This is a genomic window from Aquisalimonas lutea (assembly GCF_030409225.1).
Lineage (GTDB): Bacteria > Pseudomonadota > Gammaproteobacteria > Nitrococcales > Aquisalimonadaceae > Aquisalimonas > Aquisalimonas lutea.
Map to the genome: position 1 here is coordinate 2,004,935 of NZ_JAUFPK010000001.1, position 18,615 is coordinate 2,023,549.

At 60.6% G+C, this 18,615-nt stretch carries 19 protein-coding genes and 1 pseudogene; 16 read left to right on the top strand and 4 right to left on the bottom strand.

The genetic code is table 11. The features are described 5' to 3' along the window. Nucleotides 1-7: 7 nt before the first annotated feature. From QWY84_RS09375 to QWY84_RS09420, 10 genes are all read left to right on the top strand, one after another. A complete protein-coding gene (locus QWY84_RS09375; RefSeq protein ID WP_290202322.1) occupies nucleotides 8-970 on the top strand; it encodes a glycosyltransferase family 2 protein in 963 nt (320 codons plus the stop codon). Then, complete coding sequence (locus QWY84_RS09380) at nucleotides 915-1,589, top strand: acylneuraminate cytidylyltransferase family protein (protein ID WP_290202323.1); 675 nt, start codon at nucleotides 915-917, stop codon at nucleotides 1,587-1,589. The genes QWY84_RS09375 and QWY84_RS09380 overlap by 56 nt, the downstream gene beginning before the upstream one ends. After that, a complete protein-coding gene (locus QWY84_RS09385; RefSeq protein WP_290202324.1) occupies nucleotides 1,589-2,524 on the top strand; it encodes a phosphoglycerate dehydrogenase in 936 nt (311 codons plus the stop codon). Before QWY84_RS09380 ends, QWY84_RS09385 begins: the two co-directional genes overlap by 1 nt. Further along, entirely contained in the window at nucleotides 2,521-3,249 is a 729-nt protein-coding gene (locus tag QWY84_RS09390) for an SDR family NAD(P)-dependent oxidoreductase (protein WP_290202325.1), read from the top strand. Before QWY84_RS09385 ends, QWY84_RS09390 begins: the two co-directional genes overlap by 4 nt. 17 nt (nucleotides 3,250-3,266) lie before the next feature. Continuing rightward, a complete protein-coding gene (locus QWY84_RS09395; protein ID WP_290202326.1) occupies nucleotides 3,267-4,046 on the top strand; it encodes a 6-hydroxymethylpterin diphosphokinase MptE-like protein in 780 nt (259 codons plus the stop codon). Further along, nucleotides 4,039-5,337, top strand: coding sequence for a lipopolysaccharide biosynthesis protein (locus QWY84_RS09400; RefSeq protein WP_290202327.1), 1,299 nt, complete (start codon nucleotides 4,039-4,041; stop codon nucleotides 5,335-5,337). Before QWY84_RS09395 ends, QWY84_RS09400 begins: the two co-directional genes overlap by 8 nt. A 22-nt stretch (nucleotides 5,338-5,359) precedes the next feature. Then, on the top strand, nucleotides 5,360-6,316 hold the full coding sequence (locus QWY84_RS09405) for a class I SAM-dependent methyltransferase (RefSeq protein ID WP_290202328.1): 957 nt from the start codon (nucleotides 5,360-5,362) through the stop codon (nucleotides 6,314-6,316). 438 nt (nucleotides 6,317-6,754) lie between these two features. Beyond that, complete coding sequence (gmd, locus tag QWY84_RS09410) at nucleotides 6,755-7,885, top strand: GDP-mannose 4,6-dehydratase (RefSeq protein WP_290202329.1); 1,131 nt, start codon at nucleotides 6,755-6,757, stop codon at nucleotides 7,883-7,885. After that, complete coding sequence (gene fcl / locus QWY84_RS09415) at nucleotides 7,878-8,843, top strand: GDP-L-fucose synthase (RefSeq protein WP_290202330.1); 966 nt, start codon at nucleotides 7,878-7,880, stop codon at nucleotides 8,841-8,843. The genes gmd and fcl overlap by 8 nt, the downstream gene beginning before the upstream one ends. A 36-nt stretch (nucleotides 8,844-8,879) precedes the next feature. Beyond that, a complete protein-coding gene (locus QWY84_RS09420; protein WP_290202331.1) occupies nucleotides 8,880-9,668 on the top strand; it encodes a glycosyltransferase family 2 protein in 789 nt (262 codons plus the stop codon). A gap of 315 nt (nucleotides 9,669-9,983) precedes the next feature. Here the strand turns inward: QWY84_RS09420 and QWY84_RS20090 are convergent. Next, nucleotides 9,984-10,094: pseudogene (locus QWY84_RS20090) on the bottom strand (hypothetical protein); the annotation flags it as partial. Nucleotides 10,095-10,193: 99 nt separating this feature from the next. Here QWY84_RS20090 and QWY84_RS09425 point away from each other — a divergent pair. The 6 genes from QWY84_RS09425 (at nucleotide 10,194) to QWY84_RS09450 (ending at nucleotide 17,568) form a co-directional block, all read left to right on the top strand. After that, the gene (locus tag QWY84_RS09425) at nucleotides 10,194-11,588 is read left to right on the top strand and encodes a class I SAM-dependent methyltransferase (RefSeq protein ID WP_290202332.1); all 1,395 of its coding nucleotides are present in this window, start codon (nucleotides 10,194-10,196) and stop codon (nucleotides 11,586-11,588) included. 385 nt (nucleotides 11,589-11,973) lie between these two features. Continuing rightward, nucleotides 11,974-13,107, top strand: a complete 1,134-nt coding sequence (locus QWY84_RS09430) for a glycosyltransferase (protein WP_290202333.1) — start codon at nucleotides 11,974-11,976, stop codon at nucleotides 13,105-13,107. Nucleotides 13,108-13,224: 117 nt separating this feature from the next. Next, on the top strand, nucleotides 13,225-13,479 hold the full coding sequence (locus QWY84_RS09435; protein ID WP_290202334.1) for an asparagine synthase-related protein: 255 nt from the start codon (nucleotides 13,225-13,227) through the stop codon (nucleotides 13,477-13,479). 83 nt (nucleotides 13,480-13,562) lie between these two features. Continuing rightward, complete coding sequence (locus QWY84_RS09440; protein WP_290202335.1) at nucleotides 13,563-13,784, top strand: asparagine synthase-related protein; 222 nt, start codon at nucleotides 13,563-13,565, stop codon at nucleotides 13,782-13,784. Nucleotides 13,785-13,845: 61 nt separating this feature from the next. Continuing rightward, nucleotides 13,846-14,997: a glycosyltransferase family 4 protein gene (locus QWY84_RS09445; RefSeq protein ID WP_290202336.1), complete on the top strand. Its 1,152-nt coding sequence runs from the start codon at nucleotides 13,846-13,848 to the stop codon at nucleotides 14,995-14,997. A 48-nt stretch (nucleotides 14,998-15,045) separates the two neighbouring features. After that, nucleotides 15,046-17,568: an MraY family glycosyltransferase gene (locus tag QWY84_RS09450; protein WP_290202337.1), complete on the top strand. Its 2,523-nt coding sequence runs from the start codon at nucleotides 15,046-15,048 to the stop codon at nucleotides 17,566-17,568. A gap of 45 nt (nucleotides 17,569-17,613) precedes the next feature. Here the strand turns inward: QWY84_RS09450 and QWY84_RS09455 are convergent, their stop codons facing one another. From QWY84_RS09455 to QWY84_RS09465, 3 genes are all read right to left on the bottom strand, one after another. Further along, nucleotides 17,614-18,012, bottom strand: a complete 399-nt coding sequence (locus tag QWY84_RS09455; protein WP_290202338.1) for a type II toxin-antitoxin system VapC family toxin — start codon at nucleotides 18,010-18,012, stop codon at nucleotides 17,614-17,616. After that, nucleotides 18,012-18,242: a CopG family transcriptional regulator gene (locus QWY84_RS09460; protein ID WP_290202339.1), complete on the bottom strand. Its 231-nt coding sequence runs from the start codon at nucleotides 18,240-18,242 to the stop codon at nucleotides 18,012-18,014. The genes QWY84_RS09455 and QWY84_RS09460 overlap by 1 nt, the downstream gene beginning before the upstream one ends. A gap of 83 nt (nucleotides 18,243-18,325) precedes the next feature. Further along, nucleotides 18,326-18,520, bottom strand: a complete 195-nt coding sequence (locus tag QWY84_RS09465) for a hypothetical protein (RefSeq protein WP_290202340.1) — start codon at nucleotides 18,518-18,520, stop codon at nucleotides 18,326-18,328. Between the last annotated feature and the right edge of the window lie 95 nt (nucleotides 18,521-18,615).

The following is an 18,615-nucleotide window of genomic DNA, read 5'->3' on the forward strand; positions in this document are numbered from 1 at the left end:
TGAGCCGATGACGCATTTGGCTAGTATCGTAATCCGGACGCTGAACGAGTCCAGGCACTTGGAGGAGCTGCTGAGTGCCATTGCCGATCAGCACACGCCGGATTTCGACGTGGAGGTGGTGCTGGTGGACTCCGGCTCCACGGACGGGACGCTGGATATTGCCAAGCGCTACGGCTGCCGGATCACGACCATCGATAAGTCGGAGTTCACCTTCGGCCGGTCCCTGAACCGGGGCTGTGAGTTTGCCGACGGGGAGTATCTGGTCTTCGTCAGCGGCCACTGCATACCGGCCACCGCGGACTGGCTGGCCCAGCTGCTGCGGCCTTTGCGGGAAGGGCTGGCCGACTACGTCTACGGGCGCCAGACCGGCCGCGATACCACCAAGTTCAGCGAGGACATGCTGTTCCGCAAGTACTATCCGGCGGAGTCGAGCATCCCGCAGCAGGGTTATTTCTGCAACAACGCCAATGCTGCCGTAACCCGCCGGGCCTGGTCCCGCTACCAGTTCAACGAGGAGCTCACCGGCTTGGAGGACATGTACTTGGCCAAGCAGGTCGTGGCCGACGGCGGGCACGTGGCATACGTGGCTCAGGCGCCGGTGCATCATATCCATGACGAGACCTGGACCCAGGTGCGCATCCGCTATGAGCGCGAGGCGGTGGCGTTACGTAACATTCTGCCGGAGTTGCACTTCAGCCTGCTGGATTTCGTGTGGTGTTATCTCTCCGGCGTGGCCGCCGATCTGGGCGCGGCGCGGCGGGAGGGTGTCCTGCTCGGTAATGTGGGCGATATTCTGCGCTTCCGGCTGATGCAGTACTGGGGGGCTTACCGTGGCAACCACGAGCATCGCAAACTCTCAAAGGCAATGAAGATGCGCTACTTCTACCCAAACGTCACCGCCGTGGAGACAAAGCATGACGCAGGTAGCCTTGCTGCCGATGAAGGCCAACAGCGAACGGGTGCGCGGTAAGAACTTCCGCGATTTGGCCGGTAAGCCGCTGTTTCGGTGGATGCTGGATTCGCTGCTGTCCTTGGAGTCGATCGACAAGGTCGTGGTCAACACCGACGCGCGGGCGATCCTGCGGGAAAACGGTCTGGAGGAATCCGACCGGGTGATGGTCCGCGACCGGCATGAGGCCCTGCAGGGTGATATGGTCAGCATGAACCGCATTATCGAGGATGACATTGCGGCGGTGCCGGCGGACCTGTACCTGATGACCCACACCACCAACCCGCTGCTCTCCGCGGCGACCGCGCGAGACGCCATGAATCAGTTCCTGGCGGCCAGCGAGCGGTATGACTCGCTGTTCACGGTTAACCGGATCCAGACCCGCTTCTACCGGGAGGACGGCAGCGCTGTGAATCACGATCCCAATGTGCTGCTGCGAACCCAGGACCTGGAGCCCTGGCTGGAGGAAAACTCCTGCCTGTACCTATTCACGCGGGAGAGCTTCGCCCGCACCGGGGCGCGGATCGGCGCGGCGCCCATGATGTACGAGACGCCCAAGTTGGAGTCGGTGGACATCGACGAGCCCGAGGACTGGATCATGGCCGAGGCGCTGGCCCGCTACGGCCTGGAGCAGCACTGATGCAGCGGCTGCTGATCACCTGCCCGCCCATGCTGGGCAAGAAGGATTATTTCCTGCCGCGGCTGCGCGAGCGCGGCTTCGACGTGCACTGCCCGGATGTGGCCCAGACCCTGTCGGAGGCGGAGCTCATGGAGCTGGTGCCGCAGTTCGACGCCTGGATCATCGGCGACGACCCCGCGACCCGGCGCGTGCTGGCGGCCGGCGCCGAGGGCCGATTGCGGGTGGCCGTGAAGTGGGGCGTGGGTGTCGACAATGTGGACCGGGACGTCTGTGCGGAGCTGGGGTTGGCCTTCGCCAACACACCGCAGATGTTCGGTGCGGAGGTGGCGGACGTGGCGCTGGGCTACGTCATCGCCCTGGCCCGGCATACCTTCGCCATCGATCGCGGGGTCCGGGAAGGCGGCTGGCCGAAGCCGAGGGGTATCTCCCTGACGGGTAAGACGGTGGCTGTGGTCGGCTACGGCGACATCGGTCGGGCCACGGTGAGTCGGCTCCAGGCCTGCGAGCTGAACGTGATTGTCTACGACCCCGCGCGTTCGTCCGCCGATCTGCCGCCCGGCATGCGGCTGCTCTCGTGGCCGGAAGGCGTCGAGGAGTGCGATTTCCTGGTCTTCACCTGCGCGCTGACGGCGGCCAACCGCCACATGCTGGATGTTGGCGTGCTGGAGCGCTGCAAGCAGGGGGTTCGCGTGGTGAACGTGGCGAGGGGTCCGTTGATCGACGAGCAGGCCCTGATCGAGGCGCTCGAATCCGGCCAGGTACAATCGGCGGCCCTAGATGTGTTCGAGCTGGAGCCGCTGCCTATGAACAGCCCGTTGCGGAAGCACCCGTATTGCGTGTTCGGCTCCCACAACGGCTCCAATACGGAGGAAGGGGTGTTTCGGGCCAGCGACAAGGCCATCGAGTTGGTGGAAGGGTTCCTGCAAAACCCATGACGGACGCGGCCATCATCACTGGCAGCGCGGGCGCCATCGGCAAGGCGCTGGTAGCGGCGTTCAGGGAAATGGGCTATTTCGTCGTGGGCGTCGACCGTGCAGATTCTCCAGAGGCTGACGCCGCGCTCCGGCTGGACTTGGCGGAGCTGGCGGCGCCGGCGGGCGACGCCCCTACGCAAGCCATACTGGCGGCCCTGGGCGAGCGCCCCCTGAAGGTGCTGATTAACAATGCCGCGATACAGCAGCTGGGTTCGGTGGAGACGTTATCCGTGGCCGAGTTCCGCCGGACGCTGGATGTCAATGTCACCGCGGCCTACGCGCTAGTGCAGGCCTGCCTGGAGCGGCTGTCATCCGCCGGTGGCAGCGTGGTCAACATCGGCTCCATCCACGCCCGCCAGACCAAGCCGGCCTTTGCCGCCTATGCCACCAGCAAAGGTGCGCTGGAGACGATGACCCGGGCCCTGGCGGTGGAGCTGGGCTCGCGGGTGCGGGTCAATGCCATCAGCATGGCCGCCATCGATACGCCCATGCTGCGCGCGGGCTTCGAGGACCAGAGCCAGGCCTATGACGCCCTGGCGGCGTGCCATCCCACCGGCCGTATCGGCACGCCGGCTGAGGTCGCACGCCTGGCGCTGTTCCTGGCCGGTGGCGAGGTGCCCTTCCAGAATGGCGCGGTCGTTGACCTCACCGGGGGCATTGCAGGGCGGCTGCACGACCCCGTTTGATCCATAAAGGAGCACCCATGAGCGGTACTGTTAACCCCTACCGGAACGCCGCGATGCTGATCGCCCTCCGCCTGGCGTGGGACCTGGATCCCCGGTCTTGGCAGGCTCGGCGCCGGTTGAAGAGGCTTCGGGACACCCACCGCGGGGAGAAGGCTGTAATCCTGTGCAACGGCCCATCCCTGCTGAAGGTGGACTTCGACCGCCTCAGCGCTAGCCGTGTGTATACCTTCGGCCTTAACAAAATCAATATGCTCTACGACAAGACCGATCACCGGCCCAGCTCCATCGTCTCCGTCAACCGGTTGGTGATCGAGCAGAATCTGGCGTTCTTTAACGAGACCGACACCCCGTTGTTTATGGACTCCATGGCGGTCCGGCAGGGCCTGAAGACCCGTGGCAACGTCTATTACCTGAACTCCACCCCCCTCCACGGCACGTTCGCCCGCGACGTTTCCATGAGCCTGTTCCAGGGCCACACCGTGACCTACGTGGCGCTTCAGGTAGCCTTCCATTTGGGTTTTCAGCAGGTGGCGCTGGTGGGCTGCGATCACAACTTCGCCACCAAGGGGCCGGCCAACAAGACCGTGACCGGCGGCGAGTCGGATCCTAACCACTTCGACCCGAACTATTTCGCCGGGGTGAAGTGGCAGCTGCCGGATCTGGTCGAGAGCGAGATGGCCTACTTCAAGGCGCTACAGGTCTACGAAGAGGCGGGCCGCAGCCTCTATAACTGCACCGAGGGCGGCAAGCTGGAGATCCTGCCTAGGAAGCCGCTTCCCGACTTTCTCGATGAGTGAGGCGCGGACACTTGGTGTAAACGGGCTCATCTATTTGGCAGCCACCCTGGTTGCCAGGGGGGTGCCGTTCATCCTAATGGTGGTTTACGCCAATGTCTTGCCGCCCGACGAGTACGGATTGGTTGGCACGATAATGGTCACGGTCGGAATCGTCTCAGTTTATGTAGGGCTGCGCCCCGATATCTATGTGATCAAGCACTATCATCAGGATGAAGGCGCCTTCGGCGATCACATCGCGGCGCTGTATCAGATCCTGGCGACTACCTTTTTAGTCATAATTGCTTTGCTGGTCCTCGGTCACGCCCTATTGCCGGTGCCTCGCGAAGTAGCTCTGGGCTTCGCCGCGGCAGTCGCCGTTCTGTCCTTGGGACGCGGGCTCCAGCTGATTCCCGACAGCCTGCTGATGTCGAGCGGTCGCTCCCTCCAGTACGCTATCAGCCAGCTGGTACTGGCCGTGGGCTATCTGGCGGTGTCGTTGCCTTTGGTTTATTGGCTGCGCTCCTGGGAGGCGATGGCGGTGGGCAACTTCGTCGTCTGGTGTGCGGGCGCTGGGGTTTCCACGGCTCTAGCCGCCGGGCTTTTCGGCTTCCACGGACTGCGTTCACTGGCGCGCCTTCGTCCGCAACGGCTACGCGAAGCCTTCGGTTTCTTGTTTCCGCTTACCTTCCATGTAATCGGATTCGCCTTGGTGAACGCCATCGACCGGTTCATCCTCATGGATATGCAGGGCGTGGCGGCCGTTGGCGCGTATACAGCGGCCTACACGCTGGGGCTGGTGCTGGGTGTGGCGCATGACGCGCTGTTGAAGGCTTGGAATCCCTATTTCTTCCGGCGGGTCACCTCCGAAGGGGTCAGCCTGCGGCGAATGCTGGCGCCACAGTCGCTGTATGCACTGGCCTCGGTGGTTTCGGCGTTGGTTTACGGGTACGCGGCCAGCCACGCTTTCGAATTCATGTATCCGGCCGCCTACGCCAATGCGGCAGCCGTGGTTCCCGTGGTTTGCCTGGCCTATGGACTGGAAGGGGTTCGCAAGATCTTCTGCGGGCAGCTCTACGTGTTCTCCCGCATGAAGACCCTGGCGTCTATGTCCTTGCTGGCGGCGCTTGCCAACATAGTGCTCAACGTGCTGTGGATCCCGCAGTTCGGCATCATGGGGGCCGCCTACGCCACGCTGGCCGCCTTCGCCTTCATGGCAACGGCCGTTATATTCTTCTCTATTTATCTTTCCCATGCCGCGGCGCGGTTGCCGGACCCTTCCCAGGCGTCCGGAGCCCCAGCGGGCGATGCATGAACGAACCGACCGAGGATCACGGATGGAAGACAGCCATTTCAGCGCCCTGGCCGAGCTGATTGCCGATGCCGAAGCGCACGGCCTCCTGGCCGAGGCCCGTGGGTTGACCGGATACTCCGGAGACAAGCTGGTGGGCGCGCTCCAGCGTTTTGCTCGGTACCAGGACGGCCACGATGGTGGGGCTTACTTGGAAGTGGGTGTTTTCCAAGGGTTGACCCTGGTGTCGGTGGCCGCCGCTGCGCCGGCAGTGCCCGTCTACGGTATCGACAACTTCGCCCAGTTCGATCCCGACGGCGAAAACGAGGCGCTGGTGCAGCGGCGGGCGGCTGACAACGCGGCAGAGAATGCGAGGGTGATTAACGCCGACTACGAGGATGCCCTAGAGGTGCTCACAGACCATATCGGCCAACGGCGGGTGGGCGTCTACTTCGTCGACGGCCCCCATGACTATCGCAGTCAGCTTATGTGCCTAGAGCTGATCCGGCCTTACCTGAGCGAGCGGGCAATCATTGTGGTGGACGACAGCAACTATCGCCACGTCCGGCAGGCGAACCGGGACTTTCTGGCCGTGAACCCGGAGTACAAGCTCTTCTATGAAGCCTATACTCGCTGCCACCCGAAGAACGCCGATGCTTCGGAGCTGGAGAAGATGCGTCGGGGATGGTGGAATGGCGTAAATATGCTTGTTCGGGACCGGTACGACGCACTTGCGCGTGATTTCCCGCCCACGTTTCGTGACCGGACCCAATACGAGAACGAGCACGTGGTGCAGGCGGCGCGGCATGGTTACCTAGCACCGCAAGCCACGCTTCTTGCCTCTGCGCTGATGAGTCTTAACCCGTGGCAGGCGATCAGTCAGGCGAAGGCTCTTGTCCTGGCTCGACGCCGGGTCAGGCACGGGATGATCGGTAGCTACCCTAGGATGAACACCTTCAGCCAAGGTCTACCCGGCGGGCGGTTCAACAGCGCGCTGAAGTAGGCGGCAGCGAGCCGGGTACGCGGATAGTCATTAACACGGTCAATTTCACTCGACGTTCACCGGCAGCGGTAGATAAACCGAAATGGCGCAATACTATGGTCCGGCGGACTCGAAGTGTGCGTGGCAATTATGCCGCCGTGCTATCCGAGCTTTCTAGATGCAGGCCAGGTTAGTCGGCAAGCGCTATCGCCGCGGACGTTGCGTAGCCGCTTGGGTTGGCTGTGGTCCGATGTAGATTCGGCGTAATTCTTCGACGCTTACCGGCCGCCCCATGCCTGGAGAGATAGCCCCAGGCGCACGATCGACTGTTCCATTGGCTGATGCTCAGGCTGCCGAAAGAGACCTCGGGTAGGTGCCTCAGCGCATCAGACTGGAGGCCATAACTGAGAACGCATGGAATGCTATGCACGGAAATGTTTTAGAAGGCAGCGATACAGCATGAAAAAGGCACTTGTCACGGGCATCACCGGCCAGGACGGCTCCTACCTCGCCGAATTCCTGCTGGAAAAGGGCTACGAGGTCCACGGCATTAAGCGCCGCGCTTCCTCGTTCAATACTCAGCGGGTAGACCATATTTACCAGGATCCGCATGCGGAGCGCCAACGCTTCATCCTCCACTACGGTGACCTCACCGATAGCTCCAACCTGACTCGGATCTTGCAGGAGGTCCAGCCCGACGAAGTTTACAACCTCGCCGCTCAGAGCCATGTCGCGGTAAGCTTTGAATCGCCGGAGTACACGGCCGATGTTGATGCTCTGGGGACATTACGCATCTTGGAGGCGATCCGCCTGCTCGGCATGGAGAAGAAGGTGCGCTACTACCAAGCTAGCACTTCGGAACTGTATGGTTTGGTACAGGAAACACCGCAGAGCGAAACGACACCTTTCTATCCCCGAAGCCCCTATGCCGTGGCCAAGCTCTATTCTTACTGGATGACGGTCAACTACCGTGAGGCGTATGGGATGTATGCCTGCAACGGCATCCTCTTCAACCACGAGTCACCCCGGAGGGGCGAGACCTTCGTCACCCGGAAGATTACCCGTGGTCTTGCCAATATCGCGCAGGGACTGGAATCGTGCCTCTACCTCGGCAACATGAATGCCCTTCGCGACTGGGGTCACGCCCGCGATTACGTGCGCATGCAGTGGATGATGCTGCAACAAGACTACCCCGAGGACTTTGTGATTGCGACGGGGCGCCAAGTCTCGGTGCGTGACTTTCTAGCCATGAGCGCCAAGGCGTTGGGCATCGGTCTGCGCTTCGAAGGCGAGGGGGTAGAGGAGATTGCCGTGGTGGATTCGGTACGAGATAGGGCGTCGGCGCCGGCTGTAGAGGTGGCTGACGTGATCGCATGTGTCGATTCCCGCTACTTCCGCCCCACTGAGGTTGAAACGCTCCTGGGTGACCCGACAAAGGCACGAGAGAAACTCGGATGGGTACCGGAGACTACGCTGGAAGAGATGTGTGCCGAAATGGTGGCGGAAGATCTCAAGGATGCACGTCGCAACGCCTTACTCAAGAAGCACGGCTTGGAATTGCCCATTGCATTGGAGAACCAGCATGGCTGAGCAGGAACCGAGGATCTTCGTGGCCGGCCATCGCGGCATGGTAGGTCGTGCGATCGTGCGCAGGCTGGAGGCGCTGGGCTATACCGATATCATCACCCGTACACGCGACGAGTTGGACTTGCTGGATCAACAGGCCGTGAACGCCTTTTTTCAGAGCGAGCGGATTGATCAAGTCTATCTCGCCGCCGCCAAGGTAGGGGGAATCCGCGCCAACAGTACCTACCCGGCCCACTTTGTCCATGACAACCTGGTTATCGAGACCAACGTTATCCACGCCGCCTACAAAGCCGGGGTGGAGAAGCTGCTCTTCCTCGGATCGTCGTGCATCTACCCTCGTGACGCGGCCCAGCCCATGGCTGAGGAGGCATTGCTGACCGGACCGCTGGAGCCGACTAACGAGCCCTACGCAATCGCCAAGATCGCCGGGATCAAGCTGTGCGAGAGCTACAACCGCCAGCACGGGACTGATTACCGCAGTGTCATGCCGACCAACCTCTATGGGCCGTATGACAACTTTCATCCGGAAAACAGTCACGTGATCCCAGGACTGATCCGGCGCTTCCATGAAGCGGTGCGGAATGGAGACGAGGAGGTGGTGATCTGGGGCAGTGGTCAGCCTCGCCGGGAGTTTCTGCATGTAGACGACATGGCTGCCGCCTCGGTGTATGTGATGACCTTGTCCAAGGAAGCTTGGCAGGCACAGGTCGAGCCCATGTGTTCGCATATCAACGTGGGGACGGGAGAGGATTGCACCATCCAAGAGCTCGCGGAGACCATCCAATGGGTGGTGGGTCACGAAGGGCGACTTGTTTTCGACACCAGTCGGCCGGATGGAGCGCCGAGGAAATTGCTAGATGTGGCACGCCTTAAGCGCGTGGGATGGCATCCGAGTGTGAAACTAATCGATGGCCTAACGGATGTGTATGCTTGGTTTGTCAAGAACACTATGGTGCATTGAAGCATGGCGAGTTATTGTACCCAGCAATACCCGCTAGTGAGCATCGTCACTGTCGTCTTTAATGCTCGAGAGCACTTCCAAACGTCCTTTGAAAGTGTGCGACGACAGCACTATCGGAATATCGAATACATTGTGATCGACGGTGGTTCCACCGACGGTACAGTCGATTTTATCCGCGAGAATGAAGACACAATTGACTATTGGAAAAGCGAGCCCGATACGGGCATATACAACGCCATGAACAAGGGAATAGGTCTGGCAATGGGCAAGATTATCGGTCTAGTTAACGCCGACGATGTCATCTACCCAAGTGCAGTCGCGGACGTAGTCGATGTCTTGACTCGCCACCCAGATGCTGGCTTTACGTGTGCTCCGGTGGATCTAGCGAGCGATGACGGTTCCATATACGGGCAAGTTAGGCCACTCGCGGACGACGAACTCGAGACTCGCATGTATCGCGAAATGCCGTTTCCTCATCAAGGGATGTACGTGCGTCGCGAGGTCTATGAGGAGTTAGGGGGGTTCGACGAGTCATATAAGCTTAGCGCTGACTATGATTTCCTTTTGCGCTTACTTGAAAATTCCGTTCCGTACGTTCGCATAGAATCACCGGTTGGCTATTTTCGCGATGGGGGCGCAAGCGGTGGACTTCAAACATTCATTGAAACGCGACGTATACAAAAGAAGCACGGCCTTTCTAAATGGCGTTTGGAGTATCAGTTTTATTCATCTCTCGCTAAAATTGCATGTTGCCGCATTCTCCCATGGAGAGTGTTGAGGTCTCTAAAAAAGGTGCGTAAGAGTTCTAAGCATAAATGGTACTGAGCATGCTAAGTGAGAGCAGAAGACGGCTGAGATTGTATGAACAATTGGTCGTGGCCTCGAGATTTCATCGTTTCGGCTGAGATCGAGCTAGCGGCTACATCCCGGAAGATTCCGGGGCTCTTGGCGAAGTAAATCCGGGCGCTTGGCAGCGCCTATCGCGTTCTTTAACCGGTTTAAACTGTGGCGCATGAGCAAACGGTGAACCGCCCAAGGCGATGCTGCCGGGGTCATGAACTCTGGAGCGATGAGTGGCAGGTCGTCGGGGGATTCTCAACGTGCGTAGGAGTTCGATGGCAATCGCGTCCTGCGCCTCGGTCAGCGTCGTATCCAGTCGATGCGGGTATGCGAGTGATCAGCCACACTCTGCCGGCCGCACCAACGCCGAACGGTGTCTTCGGTGATCCCAAACTCTCGGGCAATCTCGCGAACTCACTTTCGTGGAGGCTTGGATGTGTTCCTACCGCGCGGCGGTCGTCGTAGGGTTCTTATGCAGACGAATGTCCATCAGTCACGCTCCTTGAATTGTTGAATGAAGTCGCGCATTGCGCCACAACTGATGCCTATTACGCGCCTTCGCGGTTTAATTTAATTATCGGTATTTTGCGAAAAGACTCTTTTATTCGGTATTTTCCGGAGATATCTTGCATTTATATGGGTAATAGGCTCCCTTTGGTTTTTCGATCTATCTTCCTGTTGTTTTTTATCGTAATTGGGTGGGATGGAGTGGTTCTAGGCAACCCAGTAATCCGCCCACCCGTAGTGATTGGCGCCTTATTGATTCCGTCTTTATTTGTTTTGGCGGTAACTCATTCCGGGAGGAGAATAGTCGGTATTTTCCGATTGGAAGATATAGCTCTTCTCATTTTTCTTGTGGCTATAGTGGCGAGCTGGTTCTTTAATCCAGTCTCTACGGACCCCGCTTACGTAGCAGCCTATACGTTTGTCTTTGTTGGATTCTACTTTGCACCAAAATTCTTTTTAGACGGCAAATTTGGTGGTGGGGCTGTACTGCGGTGCAATCTGATTGGTGTAGCCTTAGTAGTTCTGTACGTTTATACAGAGGTAGCTTTAGCTGCAACTAGTGATATAGAGCTCGGGCAATGGGTTGGCAAGCTGAAAGAGGAAGACGCGTTAGCAACCGTGCTCGGAGTCAGGTGGCCTAGAGCGTACGGGCTCTCTGAGGAGCCACTCAACTTGGCGCTCTACCTAGCTTGCGCTGGCGCTTTGGCAGTCTGGTTCGCTTGGAGATGCTCCCGCAAACTGGGGGTAATCGTACTGTGTGCAACCATAGTAGCTTGGGCGCTAGCATTTTCTACCGCAGGGCTAGTAGCGGCGGTGATTGGGTTTGCCGCGGTTATAAGTAAGTGGTTTATCCGGAAAGCAAGGCAACGGTACGGGCTTTTCCGAAAAAGCACTGTAGTGACGGCGTTAGTCGGGGGAGTTGGTTTGGCGATGGGGATTGCGTTAATTGCGGCTGGACCAATGGCAGGAGTCGAATTTTCGGTTATTGATAAGCTGGAAAGATACGGGAGTGGGCCTCGTTTTAAGAATGCATTGGAAACGTTAGAGAGAATTGGCCCAACTGATACGCCTTTTTTTGGGGTGGGTCTTGGAAGTGGGCTTTCCGATATAGGTGGAAGTGCTATTAATTGGTATCTAACCTTGTTATATCAAGGAGGGTTAATACCTTTAACATTTATTCTTCTTTTTTTGTTTACGATAGTACTGCGGCATTTTAGGGGTGCGTCATCATTAAGTGATGTTGGTCTCTTTGTCTCTTTTTACGCTGGGGTTCATTATTTGGCTACCGCAACGTTTTTTCAGCCGGCTGCTTGGGTAGTTTTGGCCGTGATTGGCGCGTTGGAGTCTTCTGGGAACGGGCAGGTAGCGGTCACAAGACGTAGCGATGACGGGAAGTAGACGTGCTTGGTGGAAACTTGACCCTTTGAGGGAGAGTAGGAGGTCAAGATGGCACGAAGCTGACCGCCGTATCCGCCGGCGCAGTTTCGGCAAGAGATGATCGACCTGGTGCGCAGCGGGTATACGCCGTGGGAATTGGCCCAAGAGTTTGACCCCTCGGCGTAGACGATTGTGGATTGGGTTGCGCGGGCCGACCGTGATGCCGGCCTGCGGCATGATGCCCCGACATCGGTCGAGCAGGATGAGCTACGGCACCCACACTAGGATGACAAGCGCCCGCGCGAGGAGCGGGGCAATTTGTCAAAGGCGACAGCGGCGGGGTCCGGTACTTCGCTCCGCCATTTCGTTGTTCGGGGAGGTTATCGTTGTCGAGAGATAAGTTTTGATGCACATGCCGCGCAAAGTGTCGGATAAGCGCTTGCTGCTGGTCTCACTTTACTACCGTAACGATGTTGTCACGGGGGCGAATAAGCGCTTCGCGGAACTCGCTGCCGAGCTGGCTTCGAGGTGGCCGGGCCCGGTGGAAGCAATCGTCCCGGAGGGGCACCGGTTGACGGCAACGGTGTGCCCGGACGGTTGCGGGGTTCGAGCCGAATGCTCGGAATTGAAGGGTGCTGCGCGCGGGGGCGTACTAGGGCGGATCCGTGAATGGTTGACGCTCTCCGTGATGCTCGCGAGGCGATCGCCGTCTGTCGTAATTTCAGATTTCATGCCCGTGCCGTTTATGGGGCTCCGCCAACATTGCCACTATCAGCTTGTTCACGACGTCCGAAGTGCAACAGGATTTGGGCGATGGCGTTTCGGCGACATTGTACGTCGGTGGCAGGCGTGGCAGTGGCGGCGTTGTCAGCGGCTGATCGCCGTTAGCGACTTTACGCGCAATATGCTAGTCAGCGAATGCGGTGTCGCGGCGAGTCGAGTCACAGTGTCCTACAACGGAGTCCGTCGTGCATTCGTGGAAGCGCCTCGATGCCGGCGTCAAGAAACCGATTTCCTTTATATTGCGACGTTTGAGCCTCGCAAGAACCATCTCAAACTGGTCGAGGCCTTCGCCAGGCTTCAGAGACGTCTAGAGCGGCGTCTGACAATGCGGCTCGTTGGGCGCGACCTCGGTACTCGCGACGAGGTCGAATACGCAATTCAGGCAGCGGGTATGCAATCGGACATCGGAATCCTGGAGTCCGTTGGCGACGAGTCGGCGCTGATGGCGCATTATGACAGTAGCCGGGTCTTTGTGTCCCCCTCAGTCTTCGAAGGTTTCGGCATGCCGCTCATCGAGGCGCGGGCGCGCGATTGTACGGTATGCTGTTCGCGTATTTCGGTGTTCCAAGAGATTATGGCGGACCAAGCCGTGTTTTTTGACCCCTTGAATGCCGTGGATATGGCTACCGCGATGGAGCGCGCGCTAGCCGATGCGTGTGAAGACCGGCAAGGCAGCGGATGGGTAGCTATGCACTACACGTGGCCAGCCATTGCCGAGCGTCTGACCCGCAATTTGCTGAAAGCAAATGATGACTGAGTCGGAGCTCGAATCTCCAGACATGCACTAGGAAAGGCTATGTAAGTGGAGCTGGCTGGTATTCACCGTTAGCGACCTGATGTTGTGTAGTTTGGGCCCGCCTGAGCCCGCACTCCTTTGGACGAGACTGGCGCGCAGCCGGATCTGCATGGCAAGCGCGCGATGATGTACCTGGACATGATGATCTGCTTGCCCGACGACATTCTGACCAATGTGGACGGGGCGGGCATGGCGGTAAGCTTGGAGGCGCGCGTTACGATGTCGAACCATCGGTTAGTAGAGTTCGCCTGGCGGGTGCCAACGGAGTATAAGTGTCGTAATATCAAGGAAAAGTGGCTTCTGCGCCAGGTGCTGTACCGCTACGTCCCGTAGCAGCTCATGGACCGGCCAAGGTGGGCTTCGGCCTACCCATTTAGCACTGGCTGCGTGGCCCGCTGCGGGAATGGGCGGAGGAGTTGCTGGATGGGAAGCGCCTGCGGGAGGAGGGCTTTTTCGAACCAGCACCAATTCGCCGGATGTGGCAGGAGCACGTCGCCGGTGTGCGGCGCTGGCACTACTACTTGTGGGATGTGTTGATGTTCCAGGCTTGGAATGAAGAGCAGGGGGCGCGGTATGAACCTCGGGCCGAGATTGGAAGCGATGTAACGGAAAGGGTCAGCAATGCCGACAGATATTGATAGCCACGGAAACCGATGATGCAGAGAGAAGGCTGAAGGGGTGGGTAGCAGGCGGGTTCTTATGGTCGTCAATGATCCGGGATTCTTTCTGTCGCACCGACTTCCGGTCGCGCTGGCGGCGCAGGATGCCGGTTGCGAAGTGCATGTGGCCACGGGTCCTGGCGATGACGATGCCGGGCGTATCGCCGAGGCAGGGCTTACCCACCACGAAATCCCGCTCGGGCGCAGCAGCGTGAACCCGCTGAAGGAATTGCGCTCGTTGTTCGCCCTTGTTGGCCTTTTCCGGCGTCTGCGCCCGGCCGTTGTGCACTTGGTGACGATTAAGCCGGTTCTTTACGGGGGGCTAGCGGCGCGGCTCACACACGTTCCGGGTATGGTTGCCGCCATTAGCGGGATGGGTTTTCTGTTCGCTGAGGGACGGCGCGGCCCCGGCCGGTTACTTGCGGAGCAGCTTTATCGGATGGCGTTGGCGCATCCGAATGGCCGCGTGATCGTGCAAAACGAGGGGGATCGTGCAGCATTGCAGGCGATGGGCGCGCTCCCACCCGGGCGGGATTTGCTTATCCCCGGTTCGGGTGTGGACCTCGATATTTTCGCGCCTACATCCTTCCCGCACGGAGTACCAATTGTGGTTATGCCGGCGCGGATGCTTTGGGAGAAAGGTGTTGGCGAGTTCGCGGAAGCAGCCAGAATGCTGGGTAAGAAGGGAGTGCAGGCACGGTTCGCTCTAGTAGGTCCGCCGGATCCGCAGAATCCGAGCGCCGTACCATTGGGAATGTTGGAACAGTGGCGTGCTAACGGTCCTGTGGAGTGGTGGGGGCAGCAGGATGATATGCCGTCGGTTCTGGCGTCGGCTAGCTTGGTCGTATTGCCCTCGTTCTATCGGGAAGGCGTACCAAAGGCGCTCTTAGAAGCGGCAGCCGCCGGCCGCGCCATTGTTACCACGGATACCGTAGGGTGTCGAGTTGCGGTGGACCCGGGCGTGACCGGTGAGTTGGTGCCCGCACGCAATTCACACGCCTTGGCCGATACCATGGAACGATTGCTGGCTAACCCGGAGCGCTTGGCCCAGATGGGAGCATGTGGGCGGGCGAAGGCGGAGGCGGAGTTCGGTGTTGCACGGGTTGTGGAGGCGCATCTCCGTTTATATCGGGATTTGCTTGGTGATGATGCGCCCTCTCAAATTTCCGATGCCCGCGACCGGACTAGGTGAGCCGGCTGGGGTATCGTTAGCGCCGCGATACCGAATGCGCATACTACGATGACCATTTCACTTATTCCGAATCTGATCGCGGCCCTGTTGCTGACCACGGGGTTGATCTTCGCGCTGCGGGGTCCGGCGCGACGGCTGAACCTGGTTGATCACCCGGGAGGGCGGAAGCGTCACGCCGCGCCGACGCCGCTGGTGGGCGGCATTGCCGTTTTCGGCGGCTTCCTGCTGGCCGTGCTGACCGTCGACATGGCGCTGCGTCCTTATGCGGCGCTGTTTGCCGGGATGGGACTTCTGCTCGCGTGCGGCGTGGTCGATGACCTGCGCGATATGCGCAGCACGACGAAGCTTGCGGTGCAGATCATCGCGGCGACGCTGGTGGTGGCCTGGGGCGGAATGGTGCTCACCGAGGTGGGGGATTTCGCGCCGGCGGGTACGCTCAGCCTCGGGGCCTGGGCGATGCCGCTGACTCTGTTCGGTATTGTCGGCCTGGTCAATGCGGTCAACATGTTGGACGGCCTGGACGGGCTGGCCGGCGGGGCGTCCTTCGTCATGCTGTTGTGGCTGGCCGTTGCCGCCCACCTGAATGGTCTCGCCGATGCGCCGGCAATCATCGCCGTACTCGCCGCTGCCCTGGCGGGATTTCTCTTCTTCAACGCGCGCCATCCCCTGCGGGGGAAGGCGGCGGTGTTCCTCGGGGACGCCGGCAGCATGCTCCTCGGGCTCGCCATCGCCTGGTTCAGTGTGGAGGTCGCCCGGGCCGGCGTAGGAGCGCCGGTTTCGCCAGTGGCCGTCGGCTGGATCATTGCCCTGCCGGTGATGGACACAGTGAGCCTGATGTTGCGGCGGCTGGTGAAAGGGCGCAGCCCGTTCGTGGCGGACCGTGAGCATCTCCATCATCTGTTCATGCGCGCGGGCTACTCCCCGGGCCAGGCGAGCTGGATGCTCGTGGCCATTGCCTTCAGCTTCGGGGGCGTCGGCGTCATGCTGTCGGTGTATGGCGTGCCGGATCTGGTTCTGGCTTCCGGGCTTGCCGTTGCCATCGGCCTGCATTTCGTGTTCATCCGCTATGCCTGGCGGACTATGAAGGCCCTGCGCCGGCTCGGGCAGCGGCGTTCCAGCGCGCCCGAGGCGGCGAGTACGCCGTTGCAACCCGGACATACCCTGGCCTCCCCGGTGACGGGCTGGCGGCGTGGGCTGGCGCTGGCGGGGCTGTACATGATGGTGGCGGCCATCCCGCTGTCCACGGCCTTGACCAACATCGGCCTCGGGCTGGTGCTTGCGGCAACCATTGCGAGTGCACCCGCGTTCCTGCGGGATATGGTGCGGCTGCCGGTGTTCTGGCTGGCGGTGATTCTCACCGTCTACGTGGGACTGGTCAGCCTGGTCGGCGAGATCCGGTTTCCCGCGCTGGCGGAGGAGTCGGTCCCCCACTGGCGGCACCTGCTGCGTGTGACGGTGCTGCTGAGCCTTCCCCTGGCCTGGTGGCTGGCGGGGGCACGCTTCCACTGGCCGTGGCTGTTCTGGGCGCTGATCGCGGCGAGCGCCGCCGCGTTCGCCGTCGATGCGCACTGGCCGGAACTCATGCGGGGTGAGTTGGGGGACTCCACCCACTATGGATCGCCGGATGACTATGCTTCCACTGCGGCCTGCGTTCTCGTGCTTCTCTTCGCGATTGCCGTTGCGGCTATCGCCCGGTTCGGCCGGGGGTGGCGCCCGGCCTTTACGTTGATCATCTCCCTGGCCGCAGCGGTGCCCGTGCTGCTTCTCCTGGTGGTCTCGAACTACACCACGGCCTGGATCGGCGCCGGCGTCGGCATTCTCATCGTCGGCGTATCAGCCATTCTCTACGGCGCGAATCGCCAGCAGTGGGCGGGCCTGATCGGCGGCGCCCTGCTCGTCGCCGTGCTGGGCGCCGGCTCCTGGTTTCTGATCCACGAGAGCGTTCCCACCCGGGATGCGTTCCAGGAGCCCCTGCAGGCTGCCGCGCTGTATGTTGGCGGCGAGCACGAGCTGGCCCGCGAGCGCCACCCGGCCACCGCGACCCGATTGACCCTGTGGGGTGAAGCGTTGCGGAGCGCAGGGGGAAGGCCTTTCACCGGGTGGGGGGTCACGTCGCCGCGGCGGGATCTCTCGTTGGAGGATATCGGCCGGCAGGGTACCTTCCAGAACTTCTATCTCAGCCTGCTCGTCGGTTACGGCTTGCTCGGCCTCGGCCTGTTCATTGTTCTCGCGTACGTGCTGATCCGCCGGGTAGTGCGGGCGACGCAGCGGAAGCTGCTCCCCGTGGGCATCGCCGTCGCTCTCTACGGCGTCATGGGCACCATGGCGACGATGCTCCTGCTCTCGACCCAGATCAACCACACCGCGAGCCGGACACTGATCATCCTGTTGTTCGCATTTCTGGGCGCGGTCGGGGTCATGCGTCGCTGGGAGCGGGACCGGCTCAGTGTGTGCCGGGCGCGGATGACGGTTGTCGACGAAGCACCCCCTGCGCTGATCAGAGGAGGGAGTCCCGCTGTGGCGTCCCGGAGCGATGACGTCAGTCGAGAGGACCGTGTTGTTGGTGAATAGCGGTGTACCAGGGGCCGTGGTTCGGTCTCCCGCGTGGCGGGGATGTCATGCAGCACACCAGTCGGTAACCTGCAGCTCCGCTATTCGCGTGAACTCCGCCGTATTGTGCGTGACGAGAATGGCGCTGTACGCCAGGGCGGTGCCGGCAATCAAGGTGTCGAGCGGCCCGATGGGGTTGCCCTCTTTCTCCAGGCGAGCCCGGATGCTCGCTGCGTGCGTCGCCGCGTCACGGTCGAAAGGGAGAAGGGTCGTAGTTGCCAGCAATTCGTTGAACTGGCGGCGCCGTCTCTCGGGAGCCCTGGATTTGGCAATGCCCGTCTCGATCTCGTAGGCGACAATCGCCGGGATGCCGATCAGGGATGGCGCAGTGGCGAGCATTCGGGCCGGGACGTCGCCCACCCCCTTGAAGAAGTAGACAAGGGTGTTCGTGTCCAGGGCATACATTACAGCGGTTCCCGGGATGTATCCGGCGTCTGCGTTGCCCGCAGTTGTTCGGCGTCGGGAAAATCGTCCCAGCTCCCCGCGAGCTCGCGTACCGACTCGGGCCATTCGGTACGGGTCTTCTCCTCGATGAGAGCCGCAACCCAGCGACTGACCGGCACGCCGGATTCCTTGGCGGCTCGCCTGAGCCGGCGTTCCCGCTCGTCGTCGAGATAGATGGTGACCTGACCCACGGTTGCCGCCTCCAATTTAAGATTATAATTCCAATTATAAGTGGAGCGGCGTGCCTAGCCAATAGGCAGAGCGCCCGCCGCGATCAGCCCCCTCCGTTATCCGCCTTCGCCATCTTCGTGACCTTCCCCTTCTGATCCGCCTCCTGCGTCGTCCCATGATCGTCCTGGGCATCGGGCGCCTCAGCGTTCTCCAGCGCATCGAAATCGAGCTTGTGGGCCAGGGCCGCGAGGGCCTTGCGGCGGTCGCCCAGGGCGTCGGCGTTTTTCTTGCGTATCATCTGCTTGGGATTCTTGTTCGATAGCAGCCTGCATTTCCGTCAGCCGCCATTTGGTGCCCGACGGCTCGTGCAGCGGACTTCAGGCTGGAGCCGTG